This window comes from Burkholderia anthinoferrum (assembly GCF_002925705.1).
GTDB lineage: Bacteria > Pseudomonadota > Gammaproteobacteria > Burkholderiales > Burkholderiaceae > Burkholderia > Burkholderia semiarida.
In genome coordinates, this window is the sequence record NZ_LFZP01000033.1 from 1 (window position 1) to 22,298 (window position 22,298).

Annotated in this window: 17 protein-coding genes and 1 pseudogene; 7 read left to right on the plus strand and 11 right to left on the minus strand. The window is 66.0% G+C overall.

Translation table 11 applies throughout. The features are described from left to right. Positions 1-115: 115 nt before the first annotated feature. On the minus strand, positions 116-1,942 hold the full coding sequence (gene typA, locus C5F75_RS11350; RefSeq protein WP_059575756.1) for a translational GTPase TypA: 1,827 nt from the start codon (positions 1,940-1,942) through the stop codon (positions 116-118). A gap of 329 nt (positions 1,943-2,271) precedes the next feature. On the opposite strand from typA, the gene C5F75_RS11360 reads away from it, so the two are divergent. The 4 genes from C5F75_RS11360 (at position 2,272) to C5F75_RS11375 (ending at position 7,202) form a co-directional block, all read left to right on the plus strand. Beyond that, a complete protein-coding gene (locus C5F75_RS11360; protein WP_059575757.1) occupies positions 2,272-2,763 on the plus strand; it encodes a MarR family winged helix-turn-helix transcriptional regulator in 492 nt (163 codons plus the stop codon). A gap of 87 nt (positions 2,764-2,850) precedes the next feature. Then, positions 2,851-4,347: an efflux transporter outer membrane subunit gene (locus tag C5F75_RS11365; RefSeq protein WP_059575759.1), complete on the plus strand. Its 1,497-nt coding sequence runs from the start codon at positions 2,851-2,853 to the stop codon at positions 4,345-4,347. 52 nt (positions 4,348-4,399) lie between these two features. After that, complete coding sequence (locus C5F75_RS11370) at positions 4,400-5,614, plus strand: HlyD family secretion protein (RefSeq protein WP_059575761.1); 1,215 nt, start codon at positions 4,400-4,402, stop codon at positions 5,612-5,614. Between the two features lie 28 nt (positions 5,615-5,642). After that, positions 5,643-7,202: a DHA2 family efflux MFS transporter permease subunit gene (locus C5F75_RS11375; RefSeq protein WP_059575763.1), complete on the plus strand. Its 1,560-nt coding sequence runs from the start codon at positions 5,643-5,645 to the stop codon at positions 7,200-7,202. A 108-nt stretch (positions 7,203-7,310) separates the two neighbouring features. On the opposite strand, the gene truB is transcribed toward C5F75_RS11375, so the two are convergent. From truB to C5F75_RS11420, 9 genes are all read right to left on the minus strand, one after another. After that, complete coding sequence (truB, locus tag C5F75_RS11380) at positions 7,311-8,243, minus strand: tRNA pseudouridine(55) synthase TruB (protein WP_059638807.1); 933 nt, start codon at positions 8,241-8,243, stop codon at positions 7,311-7,313. Between the two features lie 13 nt (positions 8,244-8,256). Beyond that, positions 8,257-8,655 carry a 30S ribosome-binding factor RbfA gene (gene rbfA, locus C5F75_RS11385; protein ID WP_059575767.1) on the minus strand — a complete coding sequence of 133 codons (399 nt, stop codon included), beginning with the start codon at positions 8,653-8,655 and terminating at the stop codon, positions 8,257-8,259. A 114-nt stretch (positions 8,656-8,769) separates the two neighbouring features. Next, positions 8,770-11,688: a translation initiation factor IF-2 gene (infB, locus tag C5F75_RS11390; protein WP_059575770.1), complete on the minus strand. Its 2,919-nt coding sequence runs from the start codon at positions 11,686-11,688 to the stop codon at positions 8,770-8,772. Positions 11,689-11,779: 91 nt separating this feature from the next. Continuing rightward, complete coding sequence (nusA, locus tag C5F75_RS11395) at positions 11,780-13,255, minus strand: transcription termination factor NusA (RefSeq protein WP_059499058.1); 1,476 nt, start codon at positions 13,253-13,255, stop codon at positions 11,780-11,782. Continuing rightward, complete coding sequence (rimP, locus tag C5F75_RS11400) at positions 13,255-13,713, minus strand: ribosome maturation factor RimP (protein ID WP_059575772.1); 459 nt, start codon at positions 13,711-13,713, stop codon at positions 13,255-13,257. Before rimP ends, nusA begins: the two co-directional genes overlap by 1 nt. Before the next feature lie 452 nt (positions 13,714-14,165). Further along, positions 14,166-15,902, minus strand: a complete 1,737-nt coding sequence (gene rluB, locus C5F75_RS11405; RefSeq protein ID WP_059575774.1) for a 23S rRNA pseudouridine(2605) synthase RluB — start codon at positions 15,900-15,902, stop codon at positions 14,166-14,168. Positions 15,903-15,962: 60 nt separating this feature from the next. Beyond that, positions 15,963-17,000: an SMC-Scp complex subunit ScpB gene (gene scpB, locus C5F75_RS11410; protein ID WP_059575776.1), complete on the minus strand. Its 1,038-nt coding sequence runs from the start codon at positions 16,998-17,000 to the stop codon at positions 15,963-15,965. A 272-nt stretch (positions 17,001-17,272) separates the two neighbouring features. Continuing rightward, complete coding sequence (locus C5F75_RS11415; RefSeq protein ID WP_059575778.1) at positions 17,273-18,475, minus strand: pyridoxal phosphate-dependent aminotransferase; 1,203 nt, start codon at positions 18,473-18,475, stop codon at positions 17,273-17,275. A 75-nt stretch (positions 18,476-18,550) separates the two neighbouring features. Then, positions 18,551-19,453 carry a LysR family transcriptional regulator gene (locus C5F75_RS11420; protein ID WP_059575780.1) on the minus strand — a complete coding sequence of 301 codons (903 nt, stop codon included), beginning with the start codon at positions 19,451-19,453 and terminating at the stop codon, positions 18,551-18,553. A gap of 430 nt (positions 19,454-19,883) precedes the next feature. Here C5F75_RS11420 and C5F75_RS11425 point away from each other — a divergent pair. Both C5F75_RS11425 and C5F75_RS11430 read left to right on the plus strand, forming a co-directional pair. Continuing rightward, positions 19,884-20,279: pseudogene (locus tag C5F75_RS11425) on the plus strand (transposase); the annotation flags it as partial. A 201-nt stretch (positions 20,280-20,480) separates the two neighbouring features. After that, positions 20,481-20,732 (plus strand): hypothetical protein, encoded by a 252-nt coding sequence (locus tag C5F75_RS11430; RefSeq protein ID WP_059608805.1) that lies wholly within the window; start codon positions 20,481-20,483, stop codon positions 20,730-20,732. Between the two features lie 197 nt (positions 20,733-20,929). Here the strand turns inward: C5F75_RS11430 and C5F75_RS11435 are convergent, their stop codons facing one another. Continuing rightward, positions 20,930-21,247, minus strand: a complete 318-nt coding sequence (locus tag C5F75_RS11435; RefSeq protein WP_059575782.1) for a hypothetical protein — start codon at positions 21,245-21,247, stop codon at positions 20,930-20,932. Positions 21,248-21,407: 160 nt separating this feature from the next. On the opposite strand from C5F75_RS11435, the gene C5F75_RS11440 reads away from it, so the two are divergent. Further along, the gene (locus tag C5F75_RS11440) at positions 21,408-22,124 is read left to right on the plus strand and encodes a YdcF family protein (protein ID WP_059575784.1); all 717 of its coding nucleotides are present in this window, start codon (positions 21,408-21,410) and stop codon (positions 22,122-22,124) included. The last annotated feature ends 174 nt before the right edge of the window (positions 22,125-22,298 follow it).

A 22,298-nucleotide genomic window follows, 5' to 3' on the forward strand; every position in this document is an offset into this window, starting at 1 on the left:
GGCTGAGTCCCGTGCAATACAGGACTCAGCCCTTGGGCGCCTAGCCTTTAACTGTCCAACTTTGCGGGGTCAGTTCAAAGGCAGCCTTTTCGTCGTGCTCGGGAACGGTCGATGCTCAGTCGACCGCGCCTTCGCGGCTCGCGCGGCGACGCTCGTGCTCCTTCAGGAAGCGCTTGCGCAGGCGGATCGACTGCGGCGTCACTTCGACCAGTTCGTCGTCGTCGATGAATTCGACCGCGTATTCCAGCGACATCTGGACCGGCGGCACGAGACGCACGGCTTCGTCGGTACCCGACGCACGCACGTTGGTCAGCTGCTTGCCCTTGATCGGGTTCACGACGAGGTCGTTGTCGCGGCTGTGGATGCCGATGATCATGCCCTCATACAGCGCGTCGCCCGGCTTCACGAACATGCGGCCGCGATCCTGCAGCTTCCACAGTGCGTAGGCGACCGCTGCGCCGTCGTCCTGCGAGATCAGCACGCCGTTGCGGCGCTCGAACACCGAGCCTTCCTTGACCGGCGCGTACGAGTCGAAGATGTGGCTCATCAGGCCCGTGCCGCGCGTGAGCGTCAGGAATTCGCTCTGGAAGCCGATCAGGCCGCGTGCCGAGATCTTGTATTCCAGACGCGTACGGCCGCGGCCGTCCGACGCCATGTCCAGCATTTCGCCCTTGCGGCGGCCAAGCTCTTCCATCACGCCGCCCTGGTGTTCGTCTTCGACGTCGACCGTCAGCAGCTCGTACGGCTCGTGCCGCACGCCGTCGATCTCCTGCATCACCACGCGCGGACGCGACACGGCCAGCTCGTAGCCTTCGCGACGCATGTTTTCGACGAGAATCGTCAGATGCAGCTCGCCACGGCCCGACACTTCGAACACCGTTTCGTCGCCGGTATCCTTCACGCGCAGCGCGACGTTGTGGTTCAGTTCCTTCATCAGGCGGTCGCGGATCTGGCGGCTCGTCACGAACTTGCCTTCGCGGCCGGCGAGCGGCGACGAGTTGACGAGGAAGTTCATCGTCAGCGTCGGCTCGTCGACGGTGATCATCGGCAGCGCTTCCGGCGTGTCGACCGCGCAGATCGTCGCGCCGATGCCGACGTCTTCAATGCCGTTGATCAGCACGATGTCGCCCGCTTCGGCCGACTCGACCTGCACGCGCTCCAGGCCCTTGAACGACAGCACCTGGTTGATCTTGCGGTTCAGCACCTCGCCTTCCGGGCCGAAGCGCATCACGACCGGCTGGCCCGGCTTGATGCGGCCGCGCGTGATGCGGCCGACACCGATCCGGCCGACGTACGTCGAATAGTCGAGCGACGTGATCTGGAGCTGCAGCGGGGCTTCCGGATCGGCCGGGCGAACCGGCACGTGCGCGAGGATCGCTTCGAACAGCGGGCGCATGTCGCCTTCGCGCGTGGCCGGATCGAGCGACGCATAGCCGTTCAGGCCCGACGCGTAGACGATCGGGAAGTCGAGCTGCTCTTCGGTCGCGCCGAGCTTGTCGAACAGGTCGAAGGTCTGGTTGATCACCCAGTCGATCCGCGCGCCCGGACGATCGATCTTGTTGACGACGACGATCGGCTTCAGGCCGAGCGCGAGCGCCTTCTTCGTGACGAAGCGCGTCTGCGGCATCGGGCCTTCGACCGCGTCGACGAGCAGCAGCACCGAGTCGACCATCGACAGCACGCGCTCGACTTCGCCGCCGAAGTCCGCGTGCCCCGGCGTGTCGACGATGTTGATGTGCGTGCCTTCGTACTCGACCGCGCAGTTCTTCGCGAGAATCGTGATCCCGCGCTCTTTTTCGATGTCGTTCGAGTCCATCACCCGCTCCGCAATCTGCTGGTTCTCGCGGAAGGTGCCGGACTGGCGGAGCAGTTGGTCGACGAGCGTGGTCTTGCCGTGGTCGACGTGGGCGATGATGGCGATATTGCGAAGGGCGCGGGTCATAGAAACCTGGAAATCGTTTGAACGCGCAAACGCGCGCGCTCGTGTTTTTCACGGGCGCGCGCGTTGCAGCTTGGAAAGCCTCAAATTATAGCACGTGCGCGTGTCGAGAGCCGACCCGCCCGTTGCAACGCAGCAAAACGGGAGCGCCGCGCGGCGCTGCCGAACTGCTCAAAGGTCCGGCGCACCGGCACCGTGCGGCGAAGAAACCTTACCCGGACAAGGGACTCTCGCGGGACACAGCACGCGTTTTGCCGTTCGATTAACATTTGCCGCGGCAAGCAATTGTGCCTATACTGCTGCCTAGTCAACTATTGCAGCTTCAGGGTTTTATGTCGGATTCTTCTACCCCACCGCCCGTTTCGCCGCTGTCTACGTATCAGATGAACGATAGCGTCGGTTATCTGATGTCCCGCGTGAAGTCGGTGATGACCAACCTCGTCACGCAGCGCACGCAGGAAGAACTCGGCATCACGGGCACGCAGGCGAGCATGCTGTTCATGATCGCGGTCGGCAAGTGCTCGACGGCCGCCGAACTCGCGCGCGAATACGGGATCGACGCCAGCGCGGTCACGCGCCTGCTCGACCGGGTCGAGAAACGCGGCCTGCTGTCGCGTGTGCGCAGCATCGAGGATCGTCGCGTCGTGCGCCTCGAGCTCACCGACGAAGGCCGTGCGCTGGCCGAACGGCTGCCGCCCATTTTCCGCAGCGTGCTCGACCAGGTGCTGGACGGGTTTACGCCGGAAGAAGTCGGGTTCCTGAAGAGCATGCTGCGCCGCATTCTCAGCAACTATTGCGAGACGGCCGGCGGTAGCGTCACGTAATAGTTGCCATAACAATTACTTTTGACAGATTAATGTAAGGAAATCCTTGCAGTGTCCATCATTCATTCCGAGTCAGGGGTTAGCGCGATGAAATCCTCCCCGTTGTCCGTGCGCGCCGGGTCGTGCCGCGCCGCCGTCGCCGCCGCGGTCGCCGCGCTGGCGCTCGCGGGCTGCGCGAATTACATCGGCATCAAGAGCGACAAGCAGATTGCCCCCGCGTCGCAATTCGAATCCGCCCAGAGCCTGCCGGCCCAGGGCGGCCAGTGGCCCGCGCTCGACTGGGCCAGCCAGTTCGGCGACCCGCAGTTGCCGAAGCTGATCGACGAAGCGTTGCAGGGCAACCCGTCGATCGCGCAGGCGCAGGCGCGCATCGCGAAGGCTTCGTCGTACATCGAGTCGTCGCGCTCGAACCTGATGCCGAAGGCCGAAGCCAGCTATTCGTGGACGCGCGAGCTGTACTCGTCGAACGCGCTGTTCCCGCCCCCGTACGGCGGCCAGTGGTACAGCGAGAACAACGCGCTCGCGAGCGCCTCGTGGGAACTCGACCTGTGGGGCAAGAACCGCGAACGCCTGCACACGGCCGTATCGCAGGAAAAGGCCGCCGAAGCCGACCTGCAACAGGCGCGCATCACGCTCGCGTCGTCGGTCGCGCGCACCTACAACTCGCTCGCGCAGCTCTATGCGCTGCGCGACATCGCGCAGCGCGAGATCACCAACCGCGAGACGGTCGGCAAGATCACCGACGGCCGCGTATCGGCCGGCCTCGACACCAACGTCGAGCGCCAGACGGCCCGCGGCAACATCGCGACGACGCAGGCTTCGCTGTCGGACCTCGACGGCCAGATCACGACGGTGCGCTACCAGCTCGCCGCGCTGCTCGGCAAGGGCCCGGATCGCGGGCTGCAGATCGCGGCGCCCGTGATGAACCCGAGCGGCGACGTCACGCTGCCCGGCAACCTGCCGGCCGACCTCGTGTCGCGCCGCCCCGACATCGTCGCCGCGCGCTGGCAGGTCGAAGCCGCGATGCACGACGTGAAGGAGGCGAAGGCCGAGTTCTTCCCCGACGTGAACCTCGCGGCCGGTTTCGGCTTCGATGCGTTCGGCTGGGGCAAATTCCTGAATTTCGCGAGCCGCCAGGCGCAGTTCGGGCCGGCGATCCACCTGCCGATCTTCGATGCCGGCGCGCTGCGCGCCCAGCTCAAGGGCCGCTATGCCGACTTCGACCTGTCGGTCGCGAACTACAACCAGACGCTGATCAGCGCGCTGAACGACGTCGCGACGCAGGTCGCGTCGATCCGCGCGGTCGATCGCCAGATGGGCGACGCCCAACGTGCGCTCGACGCGTCGACACGCGCGTACGATCTCGCGGTCATCCGCTACAAGGCCGGCCTGTCGCCGCAACTGCAGGTGCTGACGGCGGACAGCAACCGCCTCGCCTCGGAGCAGACGGTGACCAACCTGAAGATGCGCCGGCGCGACATGCAGCTCGCCCTGATCAAGGCGCTCGGCGGCGGGTTCGACGCGACCGGCACGCCACTCGCCGCACCCGATGCCGCCGCGCCGACCAAACAGGCCGCCAACTGATCCGGCGCCACCACTACGCAGACACTCGAAATAACGGACGGAGAAAATCGCCATGAGCGACCAACAAAACGCCGCCAGCGCGCAGCCGCAGAATAACGGCAAGCGCAAGCGAATGATGACGCTGCTCGTCGCGGTCATCGTGATCGCGGCCATCGCATACGGCCTCTATTACTTCCTCGTCGCCCGCTTCCATGAAGACACCGACGACGCATACGTGAACGGCAACGTCGTGCAGATCACGCCGCAGGTCACCGGCACCGTGATCGCCGTGAAGGCGGACGACACGCAAACGGTCAAGGCCGGCGATCCGCTCGTCGTGCTCGACCCGGCCGATTCGCAGGTCGCGCTGCAGCAGGCGGAAGCCAACCTCGCGCAGACCGTGCGCCAGGTGCGCGGCCTGTTCGTCAACGACGATCAGTACCGCGCGCAAGTCGCGCTGCGCCAGTCCGACCTGTCGAAGGCCCAGGACGACCTGCGCCGCCGCCTGGCCGTCGCGCAGACGGGCGCCGTGTCGCAGGAAGAAATCTCGCATGCCCGCGACGCCGTGAAGGCCGCGCAGGCATCGGTCGATGCCGCGCAGCAGCAGCTCGCCTCGAATCGCGCATTGACCGCGAACACGACGATCGCATCGCACCCGAACGTGATGGCCGCAGCCGCGAAGGTGCGCGACGCCTACCTCGCGAACGCGCGCAACGTGCTGCCGGCGCCGGTCACCGGCTATGTCGCGAAGCGCTCGGTGCAGGTCGGCCAGCGCGTGTCGCCCGGCAACCCGCTGATGTCGGTGGTGCCGCTCAATGCCGTGTGGGTCGACGCGAACTTCAAGGAAGTCCAGTTGAAGCACATGCGCATCGGCCAGCCGGTCGAAATGACGGCCGACATCTACGGCTCGTCGGTCACGTACCACGGCAAGGTCGTCGGCTTCTCGGCCGGCACGGGCTCGGCGTTCTCGCTGCTGCCGGCGCAGAATGCGACCGGCAACTGGATCAAGGTCGTGCAGCGCCTGCCGGTGCGGATCGAGCTCGACCCGAAGGATCTCGACAAGCATCCGCTGCGCATCGGCCTGTCGATGCAGGTCGACGTCAACATCAAGGACGAACGCGGCGACCAGCTCGTCAACGCGCCGAACACCGTCTACGAGACCAACGTGTTTGCGAAATACGGCGACGAAGCCGACGCCGAAATCGCGCGCATCATCGCCGAGAACGCAGGCGGCAATGCATCGGCGCCGGTCGCGGCGAAGCAGAGCACCGCCGCGAAAATGATGTAACCGTTCCGACTTCGGAAAGGCAACCGACATGGCACAGGCTCCCGCCTCCTACCCGCCCCTGCAGGGCGGGCAACTCATACTCGGCACGATCGCGGTGTCGCTCGCGGTGTTCATGAACGTGCTCGACACGTCCATCGCGAACGTCGCGATCCCGACCATCTCGGGCGACCTCGGCGTGTCGTCCGACCAGGGTACGTGGGTCATCACGTCGTTCGCGGTCGCGAACGCAATCTCGGTGCCGCTGACCGGCTGGCTGACCGACCGTTTCGGGCAAGTGCGCCTGTTCCTCGCGTCGATCATCCTGTTCGTCATCTCGTCGTGGATGTGCGGGCTGTCGCCGAACCTGCCGTTCCTGCTCGGGTCGCGCGTGCTCCAGGGCGCGGTCGCGGGCCCGATGATTCCGCTGTCGCAGGCGCTCCTGCTGTCGAGCTATCCGCGCGCAAAGGCACCGATGGCGCTCGCGCTATGGGCGATGACGACGCTGATCGCACCCGTCGCAGGCCCCATTCTCGGCGGCTGGATCTCGGACAACTATTCGTGGCCGTGGATCTTCTACGTCAACATCCCGGTCGGCGTCGCCGCCGCCGCCGCGACGTGGATGATCTATCGCAATCGGGAGTCGGCCGTGCGTCGCGCGCCGATCGACGGCGTGGGCCTCGCGCTGCTGGTCGTCTGGGTCGGCTCGCTGCAGATCATGCTCGACAAGGGCAAGGATCTCGACTGGTTCGCGTCGACGACCATCATCGTGCTCGCGCTGACCGCCGTCATCGCGTTCGCGTTCTTCGTGATCTGGGAGCTGACCGCCGAGCACCCGGTCGTCGACCTGTCGCTGTTCCGCATCCGGAACTTCACCGGCGGGACAGTCGCGCTGTCGATCGGATACGGCCTGTACTTCGGCAATCTCGTGCTGCTACCGCTGTGGCTGCAGACCCAAATCGGCTATACCGCGACCGACGCCGGCCTCGTGATGGCGCCGGTCGGGCTGTTCGCCATCCTGTTGTCGCCACTTACCGGGAAGTATCTGCCGCGCACCGATCCACGCTTCATCTCGACGGCGTCGTTCCTGACGTTCGCGCTGTGCTTCTGGATGCGTTCGCGCTACACGACGGGCGTCGACGAATGGTCGCTGACGCTGCCGACGCTCGTGCAGGGTATCGCGATGGCGGGCTTCTTCATCCCGCTCGTGTCGATCACGTTGTCCGGCCTGCCCGGCCACCGCATTCCCGCGGCGTCCGGCCTGTCGAACTTCGTGCGGATCATGTGCGGCGGCATCGGCACGTCGATCTTCCAGACCGCGTGGGACCACCGCAACAACTTCCATCACGCGCAACTGGTCGAGCAGGCGAACCCGTACAACCCGACGTTCAACCAGGCCGTCACGCAGATGGGCAATCTCGGGCTGTCGCAGAACCAGGCGCACGGGCTCATCAACAACATGGCCACGCAACAGGCCGCGCAGCTCGGCGTGAACGACCTGTTCTACATCTCGGCGGTGATCTTCGTGCTGCTGATCGCGCTGATCTGGATCACCAAGCCCGAACGCGCGGGCGGCGGCGATGCCGGTGCGGCGGCGTCGGCGGCACACTGAGCACTACCCGGCAGCGCATCACTGCGCGGTCACGCGAAACAAAAAGCCCGGTCGAAATCGACCGGGCTTTTTCCTATTCCGCCGCGTGCAGTCATGCGCGCTGCTGCGTCATTGAGCCGTCACGACGAGCCGTTCCGGTGCGAGCACGCCATTCGCCTTGCGCGCCACGCCGAGCAACCGCGTTGCGTCGTACACGCGCACGCGCTCGCCCTCGGCCGCGCCGATCGGCTCCAATGCCGACAGCGGCAGGCGCTGGCCGTGCAGAAACCGCTTCGCGCACGCGTCGTCGAGCCGAACGGCGGGGAACGTCGACAGCAACGCATCGACCGGCTGCAGCCATGCATCGCGCGCCGCCTCGGCAGCGTCCGACAGCGCATCCAGCGTCACCGCATGCTCGAGCGTCAGCGCGCCGACGCCCGTGCGACGCAGCATCGTCAGATGCGCGCCGCAACCCAGCGCCTCGCCAATATCCTCCGCCAGCGTGCGCACATACGTGCCCTTGCTGCAGGTCACGCGAAACGTCACGTCGGGCAGCTCGCAGGCAAGCAGTTCGAGCGCGTGGATCGTCACGTTGCGGCCTTCCCGCTCGACCGTCTGGCCGGCCCGCGCATATTCGTACAGCGGCTTGCCGTCGCGCTTGAGCGCCGAATACATCGGCGGCACCTGCACGATGTCGCCGGTGAAGCGCACGAGCGCCGCTTCCACCGCCGCACGATCGCATTCGACGGGCCGCGTGTCGATCACGTCGCCTTCCGCGTCGCCGGTGGCCGTGCGCTGGCCGAGACGCATCGTCGCTTCATAGGTCTTGTCGGCGTCGAGCAAATCCTGCGAAAACTTGGTCGCCTCGCCGAAGCACAGCGGCAGCAGGCCCGACGCCAGCGGATCGAGCGTGCCGGTGTGACCGGCTTTCTTCGCGAGAAGCAGGCGCTTTGCGCGAATCAGCGCATCGTTGCTCGACAGGCCGACCGGCTTGTCGAGCAGGAGAACGCCGTCCAGCACGCGCCGAGGCACGCGCGGACGTTGGGGTGCTGCATTCGTCATAGGCCGGTCGAGCTCAATCGTCCTTGGCAGGCGCATCGGCCTCGCCGTCGTCCTTCGCGCGCGTCGAGTTCGCTTCCTTGATCAGGCGCGACATTTCGACGGCCTTCTCGATCGTCTGGTCGTAATGGAAATGCAGCGTCGGCACCGTATGAATGTGCAGGCGCTTGAACAGCAGGTTGTGCAGGTGGCCCGACGCGTGGTTCAGCGCCTCCTGCGTCTTGTCCGGATCGCCGGTGAGCGCCGTGAAGTAGACCTTCGCGTGCGCATAGTCGGGCGTGAGTTCCACGCTCTGGATGGTCACGATACCGATGCGCGGATCTTTGACCTCGCGCATGATGAGTTCGGACAGATCGCGCTGAATCTGATCGGCGATCTGAACGTTGCGATTGGGGGAAGTACGTTTCCTGGACATGATCGATCCGTGATCCGTTTATCAGGATGAAGCGGCGGCCATTTTCGGCACGCCACCATGAAAATGGGCGGGACAGGCCCAAGCCTGCCCCGCCCATGAGCCGATACGCGACGATTACAGCGTACGCGCGACTTCGGTCACTTCGAAGACTTCGAACTGGTCGCCTTCGATGATGTCGTTGAAGTTCTTCACCGACATACCGCACTCGAAGCCTTGCTTCACTTCCTTCACATCGTCCTTGAAGCGCTTCAGCGATTCGAGTTCGCCCGTGAAGATCACGACGTTGTTGCGCAGCACGCGCACCGACGACGAGCGCTTGACGATACCGTCCGTGACCATACAGCCTGCGACCGTGCCGACCTTCGGTACCTTGAAGACCTGGCGCACCTCGACCATGCCGGTGACCACTTCGCGCTTCTCCGGCGCCAGCATGCCCGACATCGCCGCCTTCACCTCATCCACTGCGTCGTAGATGATGTTGTAGTAGCGGATATCGATGCCGTTCGCCTCGGCCAGCTTGCGCGCCTGTGCATCCGCACGCGTGTTGAAGCCGATGATGACCGCCTTCGATGCCGTCGCGAGGTTGACGTCGTTTTCGCTGATGCCGCCGACCGCGCTGTGCACGATCTGCACGCGCACTTCGTCGGTCGACAGCTTGAGCAACGACTGCACGAGCGCTTCCTGCGAACCCTGCACGTCTGCCTTGATGATGAGCGGCAGGTTCTGCACTTCGCCTTCGCCCATCTGCTCGAGCATGCTTTCCAGCTTCGCGGCCTGCTGCTTCGCGAGCTTCACGTCGCGGAACTTGCCCTGACGGAACAGCGCGATTTCACGCGCCTTGCGCTCGTCCGGCAGCACGATCACTTCCTCGCCCGCGCCTGGCACTTCCGACAGACCCTGGATCTCGACCGGGATCGACGGGCCGGCTTCCTTCGTCGGCTTGCCGTTCTCGTCGAGCATCGCACGGACGCGGCCGTAGGCCGTACCCGCCAGCACGATATCGCCGCGGTTCAGCGTACCGGACTGCACGAGGATCGTCGCGACCGGGCCTTTACCCTTGTCGAGCTTCGCTTCGATCACGATGCCCTTGGCCGGCGCTTCGACCGGTGCCTTCAGTTCCAGCACTTCGGCCTGCAGCAGCACGTTTTCGAGCAGATCGTCGATACCTGCGCCCGTCTTGGCCGACACCGGCACGAACGGCGAATCGCCGCCGTATTCTTCCGGCACGACGCCTTCCGCGACCAGCTCCTGCTTGACGCGATCGGGGTTCGCTTCCGGCTTGTCGATCTTGTTGATCGCGACGACGATCGGCACGCCACCCGCCTTCGCGTGGGCGATGGCTTCCTTCGTCTGCGGCATCACGCCGTCGTCGGCCGCCACCACCAGCACCACGATGTCGGTCGCCTTCGCGCCGCGTGCACGCATTGCCGTGAACGCTTCGTGACCCGGCGTATCGAGGAACGTGATGACGCCACGCGGCGTATCGACGTGGTAAGCGCCGATGTGCTGCGTAATGCCGCCCGCTTCGCCCGCGGCAACCTTCGCGCGGCGGATGTGGTCGAGCAGCGAGGTCTTGCCGTGGTCGACGTGACCCATCACCGTGACGACCGGCGGACGCGGCAGTTGCTCCGCATCGGTACCGGTTTCGCCCTCGACGAGCAGCGCTTCCGGATCGTCCAGCTTCGCGGCGACCGCGCGGTGGCCCAGCTCCTCGACGATGATCATCGCCGTTTCCTGGTCCAGCACCTGGTTGATCGTGACCATCTGGCCCATCTTCATCATCACCTTGATGACTTCGGAGGCCTTGATCGACATCTTGTGCGCGAGATCGGCAACCGACACGGTTTCCGGCACGTGCACTTCACGGACGATCGGTTCGGTCGGCGCCTGGAACGACGATGCGCTGTCCTGGTGACGGCCGCGACCCTTCGGGCCGCCGCGCCAGCCGCGGTCGACGCCGCCGCTCGAATCGCCGCGCGTCTTGATGCCGCGACGCTTCGCTGCGTCGTCCTGCCAGCCGCCCTTGCCTGCGCCCGGCTTCTTGTTGCGGTCGCCCGCGCCTGCCGGCGCCTGCGTCGCGGCCGGTGCCGCGGCGCCGGCCGGCTTCTTCACGGCCGGACGCGCCTGCGCACCTTCCGGCTTCGCCGGCTTGTGCAGCGTGCCCTTCGCTTCGGCCGGCTTCGCCGGTTCCGCCGGCTTCGGCGGCTCGACTGCCTTGACCACGGCCTTGCGCGGCGTGTTCATCATTTCGCGGATCGCGCGTGCTTCGGCTTCGGCCGCCGCGCGGCGCTTGCTGATCTCTTCCTGCTCGGCGCGCGCCTTGTCGGCCGCCTCGCGAGCAGCGTCCTCGGCCTTCTTCGCCGCTTCGCGCTGCGCCGCACGTTCCGCGGCTGCACGCGCTTCGTCCTGCGCGGACTGCGTCGGCGCCGTTTCCTGCTCGGCCGCGGCGGCCTGCCGGGCTGCCGCCTGCTGCGCCGCGGCGGCTTCCGCCGCTGCACGCTTCGCCGCCGCTTCTTCCTCGGCGCGACGGCGCTCGGCCTCGGCCGCTTCCTCGCGGGCGCGACGCTCGGCTTCCTCGCGTTCGAGGCGTTCCTGACGCTCGCGCAGCTCCTGCGCCTGCTTCTCGAGCAGTTCGGCCTCGCGGCGCGCCTCTTCCTCGCGACGCTTCAGTTCCGCATCGTCGTCCGCTTCGGCAACCTGCGCCTGACCCTGTTCCGCACCGTCGGCCACGTCGTCGCGCTTGACGAACGTACGCTTCTTGCGAACCTCGACCTGAATGGTGCGAGCCTTGCCCGTCGCGTCAGATTGCTTGATCTCCGACGTATGCTTGCGGGTCAGCGTGATCTTGCGCTTGTCGCCGTCGGTTGCGCCGTGCGACTTGCGCAAATGATCGAGCAGACGCGCCTTGTCCGCTTCGGACAGCGCATCGTCTTCACTCGCTTTCTGGACGCCCGCTGCCTGCAGCTGTTCGAGCAGCACACCAGCAGGCATTTTCAGTTCCGCGGCAAATTGGGCTACGTTGTTACTCGCCATTCATTCCTCTTAGTGCAAGGACCGATTCCTTGCGGTTAGCATCGGGTCAGGCCATACGGCCGCCATCAAATCAGTGCGCCATGGTCATTTCTCACTGGAACCAGTGTTCACGTGCTTTCATGATCAACGCCTTAGCGGCATCCTCTTCCATCCCGGTCATGTCGACCAGTTCATCCACAGCCAGCTCGGCGAGATCGTCGCGCGTCTGCACGCCATGTTCGGCCAGCTTCGCGAGCAACTCCGGCGTGATGCCGTCGAGGCTCTTGAGATCCAGCGCCGCGTTCTCGACCTTTTCTTCGTTCGCGATGGCCATCGTCAACAGCGCGTCGCGTGCGCGGTTGCGCAGTTCGTGCACGGTGTCCTCGTCGAACGCTTCGATTTCGAGCATTTCGTTGAGCGGCACGTACGCGATCTCTTCGAGGCTCGTGAAGCCTTCGTCGATCAGGATGTCGGCAACTTCTTCGTCGACGTCGAGACGCGCCATGAACAGTGCACGCAGCCGGTCGCGTTCTTCGCCCTGCTTCAGCGCGGATTCGTCCGGCGTCATGATGTTGATCTGCCAGCCGGTGAGCTCGCCGGCAAGGCGAACGTTCTGACCGCTGCGGCCGATCGCGACAGCCAGTTCGTTCTCGTCGACGACGACGTCCATCGAATGCTTTTCTTCATCGACGACGATCGACTGGACGGCTGCCGGCGCGAGCGCGCCGATCACGAACTGGGCGGGATCCTCCGACCATAGCACGATGTCGATGTTTTCGCCACCGAGCTCGTTGCGTACGGCCTGCACGCGAGAGCCGCGGATGCCGACGCAGGTGCCGATCGGATCGATCCGCTTGTCGTAGGCGATGACGCCGATCTTCGCGCGCACGCCCGGGTCGCGGGCAGCCGCCTTGATCTCGAGCAGGCCCTGCTCGATTTCCGGCACTTCCATCTCGAACAGCTTCATCAGGAATTCGGGCGCCGTGCGCGACAGTTCGATCTGCGGGCCGCGCGCGGTGCGGTCGACCTTCGCGATATACGCACGCACGCGGTCGCCCACGCGCAGGTTTTCCTTCGGGATCAGCTGATCGCGGCGCAGCAGCGCCTCGACACGGCCCGATTCGACGATGAAGTTGCCCTTGTCGAGGCGCTTCACCGTGCCGGTCATGATCTTTTCGCCGCGCTCGAGGTAGTCGTTCAGGATCTGCTCGCGCTCGGCGTCGCGCACCTTCTGCAGGATCACCTGCTTCGCGGCCTGCGCACCGATGCGACCGAATTCGATGGACGGAACGGGTTCCTCGACATACTCGCCGACTTCGACGTCGGGATTCTGCTCACGTGCCTCGAACAGCAGGATCTCTCGATCCGGCTCCTGCAAGCCTGCCTCGTCGGGCACGACGAGCCAGCGACGGAAGGTTTCGTGCTCGCCGCTTTCGCGATCGATATGGACGCGGATTTCGGCGCCTTCGTCGAACAGCTTCTTGGAAGCGGAAGCGAGCGCGGCCTCGAGGGCGCCCAGCACCACATCCTTGTCGACGTTTTTCTCGCGCGCCAGCGCATCCACCAGCATCAACACTTCGCGACTCATTATTTGCGGCTCCTAAAGTCAACTTGCGGAATCAGGCGGGCTTTGTCGATATCGGCCAGCGTGAAATCCAGCATGGCTGCCTCGCCCTTCTTCCCCTCAAATTCCAAACCGATCGTTTCGCCATTCGGCGCGTGCAGAATGCCCCGGTACGTCTTGCGCCCGTCCAGCGGCTTTTTCAAGGTCACGGAAGCTTCGCTGCCGGCGAAGCGCTCGAAGTCGGCCAGCTTCTTCAACGGGCGGTCGAGCCCCGGGGACGAGACTTCGAGCCGTTCGTAATCGATGTTTTCGACCGTCAAGACGTGCTGGAGCTGACGTGTGACCTTTTCGCAATCTTCGAGCGAGATGCCGGCAGGCTGATCGATATAGATGCAAAGCATGCCGCGCCCGGTGCGCTCGAGATCCACCAGCTCGTAGCCGAGCCCGGTGACCGTGGTTTCTATCAGTTCCGTCAGTTGCACAGTGTCCTCTCAGGTGTTCGCGCCCGCCGCTCGCGATTCACCCGCGGGCGCGCGCCTTAGCCGGCGCAGGAAGCGCTACCCGAGATGCCTAACCGTTTCAGCAAAAAAAAATGGGCGGAACGCCCATCTTCTTACTGGTGGTCGCACCTGAGCCGCACATTGAATCCGTACGCCCAGCGACTCCGCGATTATAGCGATTTTTGGCGCAAACGCCAAGCCAGCCGGTAAAAGCAGCGCGTCGGCTGCCTTTACGGACCGAAAATGCGAAATCGGGCTGCCCGATCGACCGATATCACCCTGCCGTACCGGTGATCGCCGTTGTCGCGGCACGCGACATCGATGCAGCCGAACCCCGTCAATACAATGCGTCGCGTCGACACAACCGGCCGGATGCCGGCCAGACCGACGAGCCGGCGGCTTTACGCCGCCGTACGACGCCAATCAACAGCGACTTAACGGCTGCGCGTGCGGCTGCGCTGCGGACGCTGGCCGCCGCGCGGGCCGCCGTTGCCTGCGCCGTCGGCACGATTGCCGCCCGGATTGCGATTGCCGCCGCCCTTGCCACCGCCGCGCTTGCCGCCCGCGCCATCGCGCTTGGGACCTGCGCCATACGACGCGCGATTGCCGTCGACATCGCGACCGCCGCCGGCGCGGTTGCCGTCGCGCCCCATGCGGTTGCCGTCGCGGCCGCCGCCCGTGCGATTGCCGTAGCCCGACGGCGCAACCGGCAGGCTGCCGTAGCCGCTCAGACCCGGCAACCCCGGGCCGCCGCGCCGGCCACCGCCGCGACGCGGCTGGTCGAGTTGCCCGTGCGTCGTCAGCACCGGCTCGCGGCTGATGAAGCCCATCGACGTCTGCATCGGATCGGGCTGGCGACGCTCGGCCGGACCGGCAGCGCCGCGCTTGCCCTTCTCCTCGGACGGCGCCTTCAGGCCGACGGTCGCCATCAGCTTGCGCACCTGCGCGTCGTCGAGCTCCTCCCAACGACCACGCTTCAAGCCGCGCGGCAGCGGAATCGGGCCGTGACGCGTACGGATCAGCCGGCTCACCATCAGGCCGACCGCCTCGAACATCCGGCGCACTTCGCGATTGCGGCCTTCGGCCAGCGCGACGTGATACCAATGATTCGTGCCTTCGCCGCCGCCATCGCGGATACGCAGGAAATTCGCCGGACCGTCGTCGAGCTCGACGCCGTGCAGCAACTTCTGCCGCATGCCTTCGGACAGCTCGCCGACGACGCGCACCGCGTACTCGCGCTCGACGCTGTAACGCGGATGCATGAAGCGGTTCGCGAGGTCGCCGGAAGTCGTCAGCATCAGCAGACCTTCGGTATTGAAGTCGAGGCGCCCCACCGCAAGCCATTTCGCCGTCTTCATCGGCGGCAGGCGGTCGAACACCGACGGACGGCCTTCCGGATCCGCGTGGCTGACGATTTCGCCGGTCGGCTTGTGATACAGCAGCACGCGCGGCGGCTTGTTCGGCAGCTTGCGCTTGACCGGCTTGCCGTTGATCCGCACCTGGTCGGTCGGCATGATCCGCTGGCCGATGTGCGCGGGCTCGCCGTTCACCGACACGCGGCCGGCGACGATCAGCTCTTCCATTTCGCGACGCGAACCCATGCCTGCTTCCGCCAGCACCTTGTGGAGCTTCGGCGCGTCGTCGTCCGGCGACAGCACGCGCTTGTTCGCCGGCTGGTTGCGCCCGCGCCGCAGCATCGGCGCACGGACGCCGCTACCGCCCGCGGAGTTGTCCGCATCGAAGGCGGGCGACGTCACGTACGCAAACAGTTCGTCCTGGGACGCATCGCCTTCAACGGGTTTCGCCAAGCCACCTTCTGCCTTCGATGCCCCGCGACGGCCCTGGCCGCCCTTGGCCGCGCCTTCGCGCTTGCCGGCCGGCTTGCGAGTGCCCTTGGCCGCGCCTTCCTTGCGAGGCGCACGCGCCGGCTGCGCATCGGCAGCCTCGGCCGGCTGCGCATCCGCGCCCTCGGCGCCCTGCTGCTCGCCTTCGGCGCCCTTCGACTTGGCCGCCGCGCGACGCCGCGCGATCAGGCTGCGCGGACCGCGCCGCAGACCGCGGCGGGGACGCTCGTCGCCACCCGCGGCCGAAGCATCCTGCTCCGGCGCATCGTCGGCACGCGCTGCCTGCACGGCAGGCGCGGACGATTCAATATCGTGGATATCTGTCAAAACAACCTCAAAATGTCAGGTCTCGCGCCCGGCGCGGGCGCGGCAAGAAGTTGGCCGCGATCAGGCGCGACGCTGTTCGGGTTCTGCTTCGTCGTCCGGCAGCGCGTCGGCGCCGATGGGCGCACTGGCGCTTCGTACGGCATCCGCGAGACTGTCGGACGTGTCGTCCAGCGTCTCGTCGTCCGCAGGACGGGAGCGGGGGGCGTCGGCCTGATCGGCCTCGCCGGGCGTGTCGCCGGCCGCTTCCGCTCCGTCTCCGGCAGCCGCTTCGGCGGCCGGCTTGCGATCTTCCTCGCTCGAATCCGCACGCTGCGGCTCGGGCTGCACATCGGTCGACACGGCTTCGGCGCCGACCTGTTCCGTCCGTTCCGCGTGCCCACGATCAGCATCGAGCGTATCGCGACTCGGGAATTCCTGCGTCGACGCGACGTCGGCCACGGCATCGCCCGGCACCTCGGCCGACTCGCCGGCGGGCACGTCATCCGCCTGCGCCTGCGGCACGTCGGCCGCAGCCTCGTCGGTCACCGGCACGTCGCCGTCGAAATCCATGGCCTGCTGCGCGAGCAGCGCGGCCTCGATGTTCGCGGCCGGCTCTTCGAGCGCCGGCAGGTCGTCGAGCGCCTTCAGGCCGAGATCGTCGAGGAATTGCTTGGTCGTCGCATACAGCGCCGGACGCCCCGGCACGTCGCGATGACCGATCACCTCGATCCAGCCGCGATCCTCGAGTTGCTTGACCACCTGCGTATTGACCGTGACGCCGCGAATCTCTTCGATGTCGCCGCGCGTGACGGGCTGCCGGTACGCGATGATCGCGAGCGTTTCGAGTACCGCGCGCGAATATTTCGGCGGCTTCTCGGGATGCAGCCGATCGAGATAATGACGCATCGCCGGCTTGCTCTGAAAGCGCCACCCGGTCGCCAGCGCCACCAGTTCGACACCGCGACCGGACCAATCCTGTTTCAGATCTTCGAGCAACGTGCGGACCGTGTCAGCCGACACGCCGTCGGCAAAGAGCTTGCGCAAATCGCCGAGCTTCAGCGGCTCCTGCGCACAGATCAAAGCAGTCTCGAGGACGATCTTCGCCTCTTGGGTATTCATGCAGCTAGGCCAGACCCTGTGGTCAAACGAACCGGATCAACAAACAGACGAAAGGAACGGAAGACGCGCTCGCCCGATTCTGATCGGTCATATTGATGGGAGCACGAACCGGGGGCGGCGAACCAACTTCAGGCCAGGCCCAAACCGGACGGAACAGCACGGCTCAACGACGGAACCGCGTGACTGAACGCCATATTACGCAAAATTGCCCGGTGCGTAAAGATGAGCGGAACAGGCCGCCGCCCAGGCCGCATGCCCGCTCCGGCCCCGCTTCAGCGAGCGCCGGCGCCGCGTGCCAGGAACCGGCGCAGCCGCTCCACGCCCGCGTCGAGTCGCGCCGGATCGCACGCATAGCACCAGCGCACGAACCCTTCCCCCTCGGGGCCGAACGCGCGCCCGGGCGCAAGGCCGAGCCCTGCCTCGCGCACCAGCGTCGTGCAGAACGCCAGGCTGTCGGCCGCGCCCGGCAGCCGCAGGAACAGGTACATCGCGCCCGGCGGCGGCGGCACCTCGACGCCCGGCAACGTCCGCAGCGCGGCGACCAGATGGTCGCGCGCGTCGCGCAGCGCCGAGACGAACGACCGCACGAACGGCTCGCCGTCGCGCAACGCGACCACGGCCGCGGCCTGCACGAAACCCGGCGCACACGACGTGTTGTATTCGACGAGCTTCGACAGCTCGCCCATCACCGACGTCGGCGCAACCAGCCATCCGAGCCGCCAGCCCGTCATCGCCCATGCCTTCGAGAAGGAATTCACGACCACGACGCGCTCGTCGCGCGACGCGATATCGAGGAACGACGGCGCACCGCCCTCGCCGAATGCAAGCCGCTCGTACACCTCGTCGGCGACCAGCCAGATGCCGTGACGACGGCAATGGGCGAGCACGGCCTGCTGATCGTCGCGCGACATCGTCCAGCCGGTCGGGTTGTTCGGCGAATTGATCAACAGCATCCGCGTATCGGGCGTCAGCGCCGCGAGCAACCGGCCGACGTCGAGCTGCCAGCCCGCGTCGCCGTAATCGAGCGGCACGCAGTCGACCCGCGCGCCGAGAATCTTCGGAATCTCGACGAGATTCGGCCACAACGGCGTGACCGCGACGACACGCTCGCCCGGCCCGACGAGCATCTGCGCAGCCAGCATCAGCGCATTCACGCCCGAGCTCGTCACGGCGACCGTGCCGGCCGCCGTCGCGCCGTGACGCGCGCTGACATAGGCCGCGATCGCGTCGCGCAGCGGCGCCGTGCCGAGATTGTGCGTGTAGAAGGTCGCGCCCTCGCGCAGCGCCGCCGCTGCGGCGTCACGGATGAAATCCGGCGTCACGCGATCGGATTCGCCGAACCAGAACGGCAGCACGTCCGGCACGCCGAAGCCGGCGTTCGCGACTTCGCGGATCAGCGACGGGCGCAGCGCGTGCACCGCGGCGCGCGCCGCAGGCTCATCGTTCACCGGGAAAAAACCTGCGGAATGCGTCATCGAGAACCACCGCCAACGAACACGATCCACGTAGTGTACCGGCCGGCAAGCCGGGCCGGCTCACGCCGATGCGCATCACTCGAGGTCCTCGGCCCGCGCCGGCATCTGCCGCACGAGCTCCCAGATCGCCTGCGCGGCGGGCGACAACGACCGGTCGCGGCGGCGCACCAGCTCGACGGTGCGTTCGGTGCGCGGCGTGAGCGGCCGCGCGACGAGCGTCGAGCCGGCGGGCAGCGGCAGCGACAGCCATGGCTGCACGCTCACGCCGACACCGGCCTCGACCAGCCCGAACACGGTCGCCGAATGCCCGAGTTCCTGCATGACCGTCGCGTTGACGCGATGCGTGGCCAGCGCCGCATCGATCAGCGGCCGGCTGCCCGACGCATGGTCGAGCAGCACGAGGCGCTCGCCGTCCAGCGCCGCCCACGGCACCTCGGACCGCGCCGCGAGCGGATGGTCGGCGCGCGCGACAAGGCAGAACGAATCGGTCATCAACGGTTCGCAGACGAGATCGGCGACCGTCAGCGGCCCGATCACGACGCCGAAATCGACTTCGCTCGACTTCACCTTGCGCAACACGTCGCTCTGTACGTCGTCGCGCAGGCCGAGCGTCACGAACGGGAACTGCCGCTCGCACGACGCCACCACGCGCGGCATCAGCCTGCATGCGATCGTCGGGCTTGCCGCGACGATCACGCGCCCGCGGCGCTGCTCGCCGATCTCGCGGATCTCGCGCAGCGTATCGTCGAGATCGTCGAGCAGGCGCGACACGCTCGCGATCAGATTCGCCCCGACATCGGTCAGTTGCACGTCCCGCGTCGTGCGGTCGATCAGCTTCAGCCCGAGTTCGGCCTCGAGCTCGCGCACGCAGCGGCTGACCGCGGACTGCGTGAGCCCGATCTCGTCACCCGCCCGGCTGAAGCTCTTGAGCCGCGCGACTTCGATGAACACGCGAAGCTGGCGCAGCGTAACGTTCATCCCCTGACCTCATCAATCGTCGATATCGATGCGCGATTTTAATGCGCGAAACCGGCTTCGGTGACGAATCCGGCGTCCCTCGCCCATGTTTCGCTGCGGTGCAATACGTTCGCAAACGCACGTGACATGGGCGAATTGCACAAGATTGGTGATTGTCCCGATTTGCTCACGGGTTATTTTGGCGTCTTATACGCCCCTAGCTGACTTAGCCGTTAGCTCGCTGCCAAGCGGCTCTCGAGGGATTCACCTCCGACATGGCACGCTTCGTGCATTACCTTGCGCACAGGGTGCAGGTTTCGTCGGACGGAAGAGCAGAAACACCGCTGCCGGCCAACCGGACGCCCCCACCCGGCACTCGACGATCGAGTGCTTGAAGAGTGCGCGGCGCAGGGCAGCGCACCGGAGTTAGCTTCGCTGAGGTGAGGACATGATGCTGTTCGACGATTTGAGAGATAACGAATGGGCGCTGGTCGAGGGTCTGTTTTGCTCGGAACCCGCACGGAGTGAGCGGCGCGGCCGTCCTCGCGTGGAGGCTCGTTCGGTGGTCAACGCCGTGCTGTGGGTGCTGTCGACGGGCGAAGGCTGGTCCAAACTGCCGGGCCGCTATCCGTCCCCGCCGACCTGCCGCCGCCGCTTCGACGAATGGCAGGCGGACGGTACGCTCGCCGAAATCGTGAAGCGACTCGGCACGAGCGGCCGGCAGATTTCGCTGCGTGGACGCATCGGCGCAAGCGCGGCGAAGCCACCCGCGCCGCCGAGCCGCGATCGGTTGCGCGGCGCCTTCTGGACCAATCCGGAATCCTGGCGCGCGCCCGTCAAGATGGCGTAACGAATGCTCGATCGGGCGGCTTCGGCCGCCCGGTTTCTTTCTGCGACGCGATCTTGTTGCGCCGCATGCATTGCAGTCGATTACCGTTGTCGTGCCGCGAAACATCTATTTACCAATATTTACAGCAAGCCTGCACTCCCACGCTTACCTTAGCGACATATCAACAGGCCGCACGGACGGCTTGAAGGGAGCCCCGCCATGAAAACAATGTCACTGCTCGTTGCATGCGGCATTGTCGTTTCCGTGGCGCTCGCCGCTCCGGCCCATGCCGACGATCGCGTGAAGCCGCCCCATCGCCAGCAGGATCACCGCAATACCCTCCGCCAGCCGCCGTCAGGCAACCCGTCCAGCCGGCAAACCGTGCCGCGCGGCGACTTGCGCGGCGACATCGCCAGCAACGCGCGGGCGCGGATCGGCTCTCAGTCGCCCGGCGTGCCACGCCATCCGTAGACGTCCTGCCGATTTCGAGATTTCGCGAAAGAAAATGTCCGCATCCGGGAACTGCGCCGCATGCGGCGGGTCAACATCGTTGCCATGAGCACAGCGTGGCAGCAGCAAAAGTATCCGGTACGCCCGTATCTTCGCGATACGGGCTTTTTTTGCGTCGCGGGCCCGCGTGGCGATGCACGGGGCGGGATGGAATACCGCTACAGACGGCTTTCGAGAATCGCCACGGCGCTCGCTTCGCTCAACGCGTAGTCGTCCATGCGGCGATCCGTCCAGGAAAGTAATTTCTCTTCGCGCTCGAGGCGCGAGAATTCGGCTCGACCGCTGTCGGTCAGTACGGCAATGTCGACCGGTGCATGGAAGCCCGGTGCGGGGGCAACGGTCTTCTGCCGGACCGTGTCCATCAGCCCGAGCGAACGGAGATACTCGAACACGCCCGGGCGGCGTGCCCACGGTACCTGGCGGTACTGCACTCGTCTCAATGCGTCGAGCACCGCTTCGTTGGAATACGTGGCCATCTCGATTCTTTCTTAAAGTGCAGCGACAATGCGAAGCGGCGCGCCGGGCGGGGTCTCCGCCCGCCCCAACCGCCACCGATTCTGGAGGCCGACGTTCTCCGGCGTCGCGTCAGGGCCAGATCGTCAGTCCTCCATAAAAAGACACCATACCCCAATCAAATTGATTCTGTTCGATTCATTTGTACTTCTCTTCATCGGTTTCATGCTCTGCCGCAAGCAGCGTAGAACCATTTCGATCGCCGCCGTCGCGCTGTTCTGGCTGCTGGCGACGGGCTGGCTTGCGGCGCCGCTGATCGCCTGGACCGAGGCCGGCGTCACGCCGGTCGAACATCCCGACATGCACGGGCGAACCACGCTGATCCTGATCGGCGCCGGCACGCGCCGCACCGACACCGGATTGCAGCCGCCGCCCGATGGCGTCGCGCGCATCCGCAAGGTTGCGGCGCTCTACCGCACGTGCCGGCAACAGGCCGAACGCTGCACCGTGGTGATGTCGGGCGGCGACCCGCAGCATCACGGCGACACCGAGGCGGCCGTCTACGGGCGCCAGCTCGTCGCGCAAGGCGTGGCGCCGGCCGATCTCGTGCTCGAACCGAACAGCCGCACAACCTACGAAAACGCGAAATTCACTGCATCTATACTACGCCCACAGTGTGACGACGCGCGCATTCTCGTCACGTCGTCGTACCAGATGCGCCGGGCCCTGCTCGACTTCCGCCATTTCGGCATCGATCCGCAACCTGTTTATGCGAATCGCCGACGCGCGCAAACGGGCTGGCTGCCGCGCTGGCGCAACGTGGCCAACGCCGAGCAGGCGTTGCACGAACTGGTCGGGATCGCGCAATTCCACGTATATCGTTGGCTCGGCTGGTTTTGACGACATCGTGAAAATCGGCGCGAAAATCGCGGCTCCACCCTCGATGGCCGACGCGTGACGAACTGCGCGGAGTGTTGCGCGACTTCAACGGGGCCTTGCATCGTGCGACGATCCGGTGCACATTGATCCGTCACTTTTGTTACACTCGACACGCACTCGATTGCAGTCGCCAGA

What these genes read in the sequence shown, in the direction of transcription:
- typA (WP_059575756.1), bottom strand. Translation starts at nt 1,942, where the DNA reads ATGACCCGCGCCCTTCGCAATATCGCCATCATCGCCCACGTCGACCAC.
- C5F75_RS11360 (WP_059575757.1), top strand. Translation starts at nt 2,272, where the DNA reads ATGTCGGATTCTTCTACCCCACCGCCCGTTTCGCCGCTGTCTACGTAT.
- C5F75_RS11365 (WP_059575759.1), top strand. Translation starts at nt 2,851, where the DNA reads ATGAAATCCTCCCCGTTGTCCGTGCGCGCCGGGTCGTGCCGCGCCGCC.
- C5F75_RS11370 (WP_059575761.1), top strand. Translation starts at nt 4,400, where the DNA reads ATGAGCGACCAACAAAACGCCGCCAGCGCGCAGCCGCAGAATAACGGC.
- C5F75_RS11375 (WP_059575763.1), top strand. Translation starts at nt 5,643, where the DNA reads ATGGCACAGGCTCCCGCCTCCTACCCGCCCCTGCAGGGCGGGCAACTC.
- truB (WP_059638807.1), bottom strand. Translation starts at nt 8,243, where the DNA reads ATGACGAATGCAGCACCCCAACGTCCGCGCGTGCCTCGGCGCGTGCTG.
- rbfA (WP_059575767.1), bottom strand. Translation starts at nt 8,655, where the DNA reads ATGTCCAGGAAACGTACTTCCCCCAATCGCAACGTTCAGATCGCCGAT.
- infB (WP_059575770.1), bottom strand. Translation starts at nt 11,688, where the DNA reads ATGGCGAGTAACAACGTAGCCCAATTTGCCGCGGAACTGAAAATGCCT.
- nusA (WP_059499058.1), bottom strand. Translation starts at nt 13,255, where the DNA reads ATGAGTCGCGAAGTGTTGATGCTGGTGGATGCGCTGGCGCGCGAGAAA.
- scpB (WP_059575776.1), bottom strand. Translation starts at nt 17,000, where the DNA reads ATGAATACCCAAGAGGCGAAGATCGTCCTCGAGACTGCTTTGATCTGT.
- C5F75_RS11415 (WP_059575778.1), bottom strand. Translation starts at nt 18,475, where the DNA reads ATGACGCATTCCGCAGGTTTTTTCCCGGTGAACGATGAGCCTGCGGCG.
- C5F75_RS11420 (WP_059575780.1), bottom strand. Translation starts at nt 19,453, where the DNA reads ATGAACGTTACGCTGCGCCAGCTTCGCGTGTTCATCGAAGTCGCGCGG.
- C5F75_RS11430 (WP_059608805.1), top strand. Translation starts at nt 20,481, where the DNA reads ATGAAAACAATGTCACTGCTCGTTGCATGCGGCATTGTCGTTTCCGTG.
- C5F75_RS11435 (WP_059575782.1), bottom strand. Translation starts at nt 21,247, where the DNA reads ATGGCCACGTATTCCAACGAAGCGGTGCTCGACGCATTGAGACGAGTG.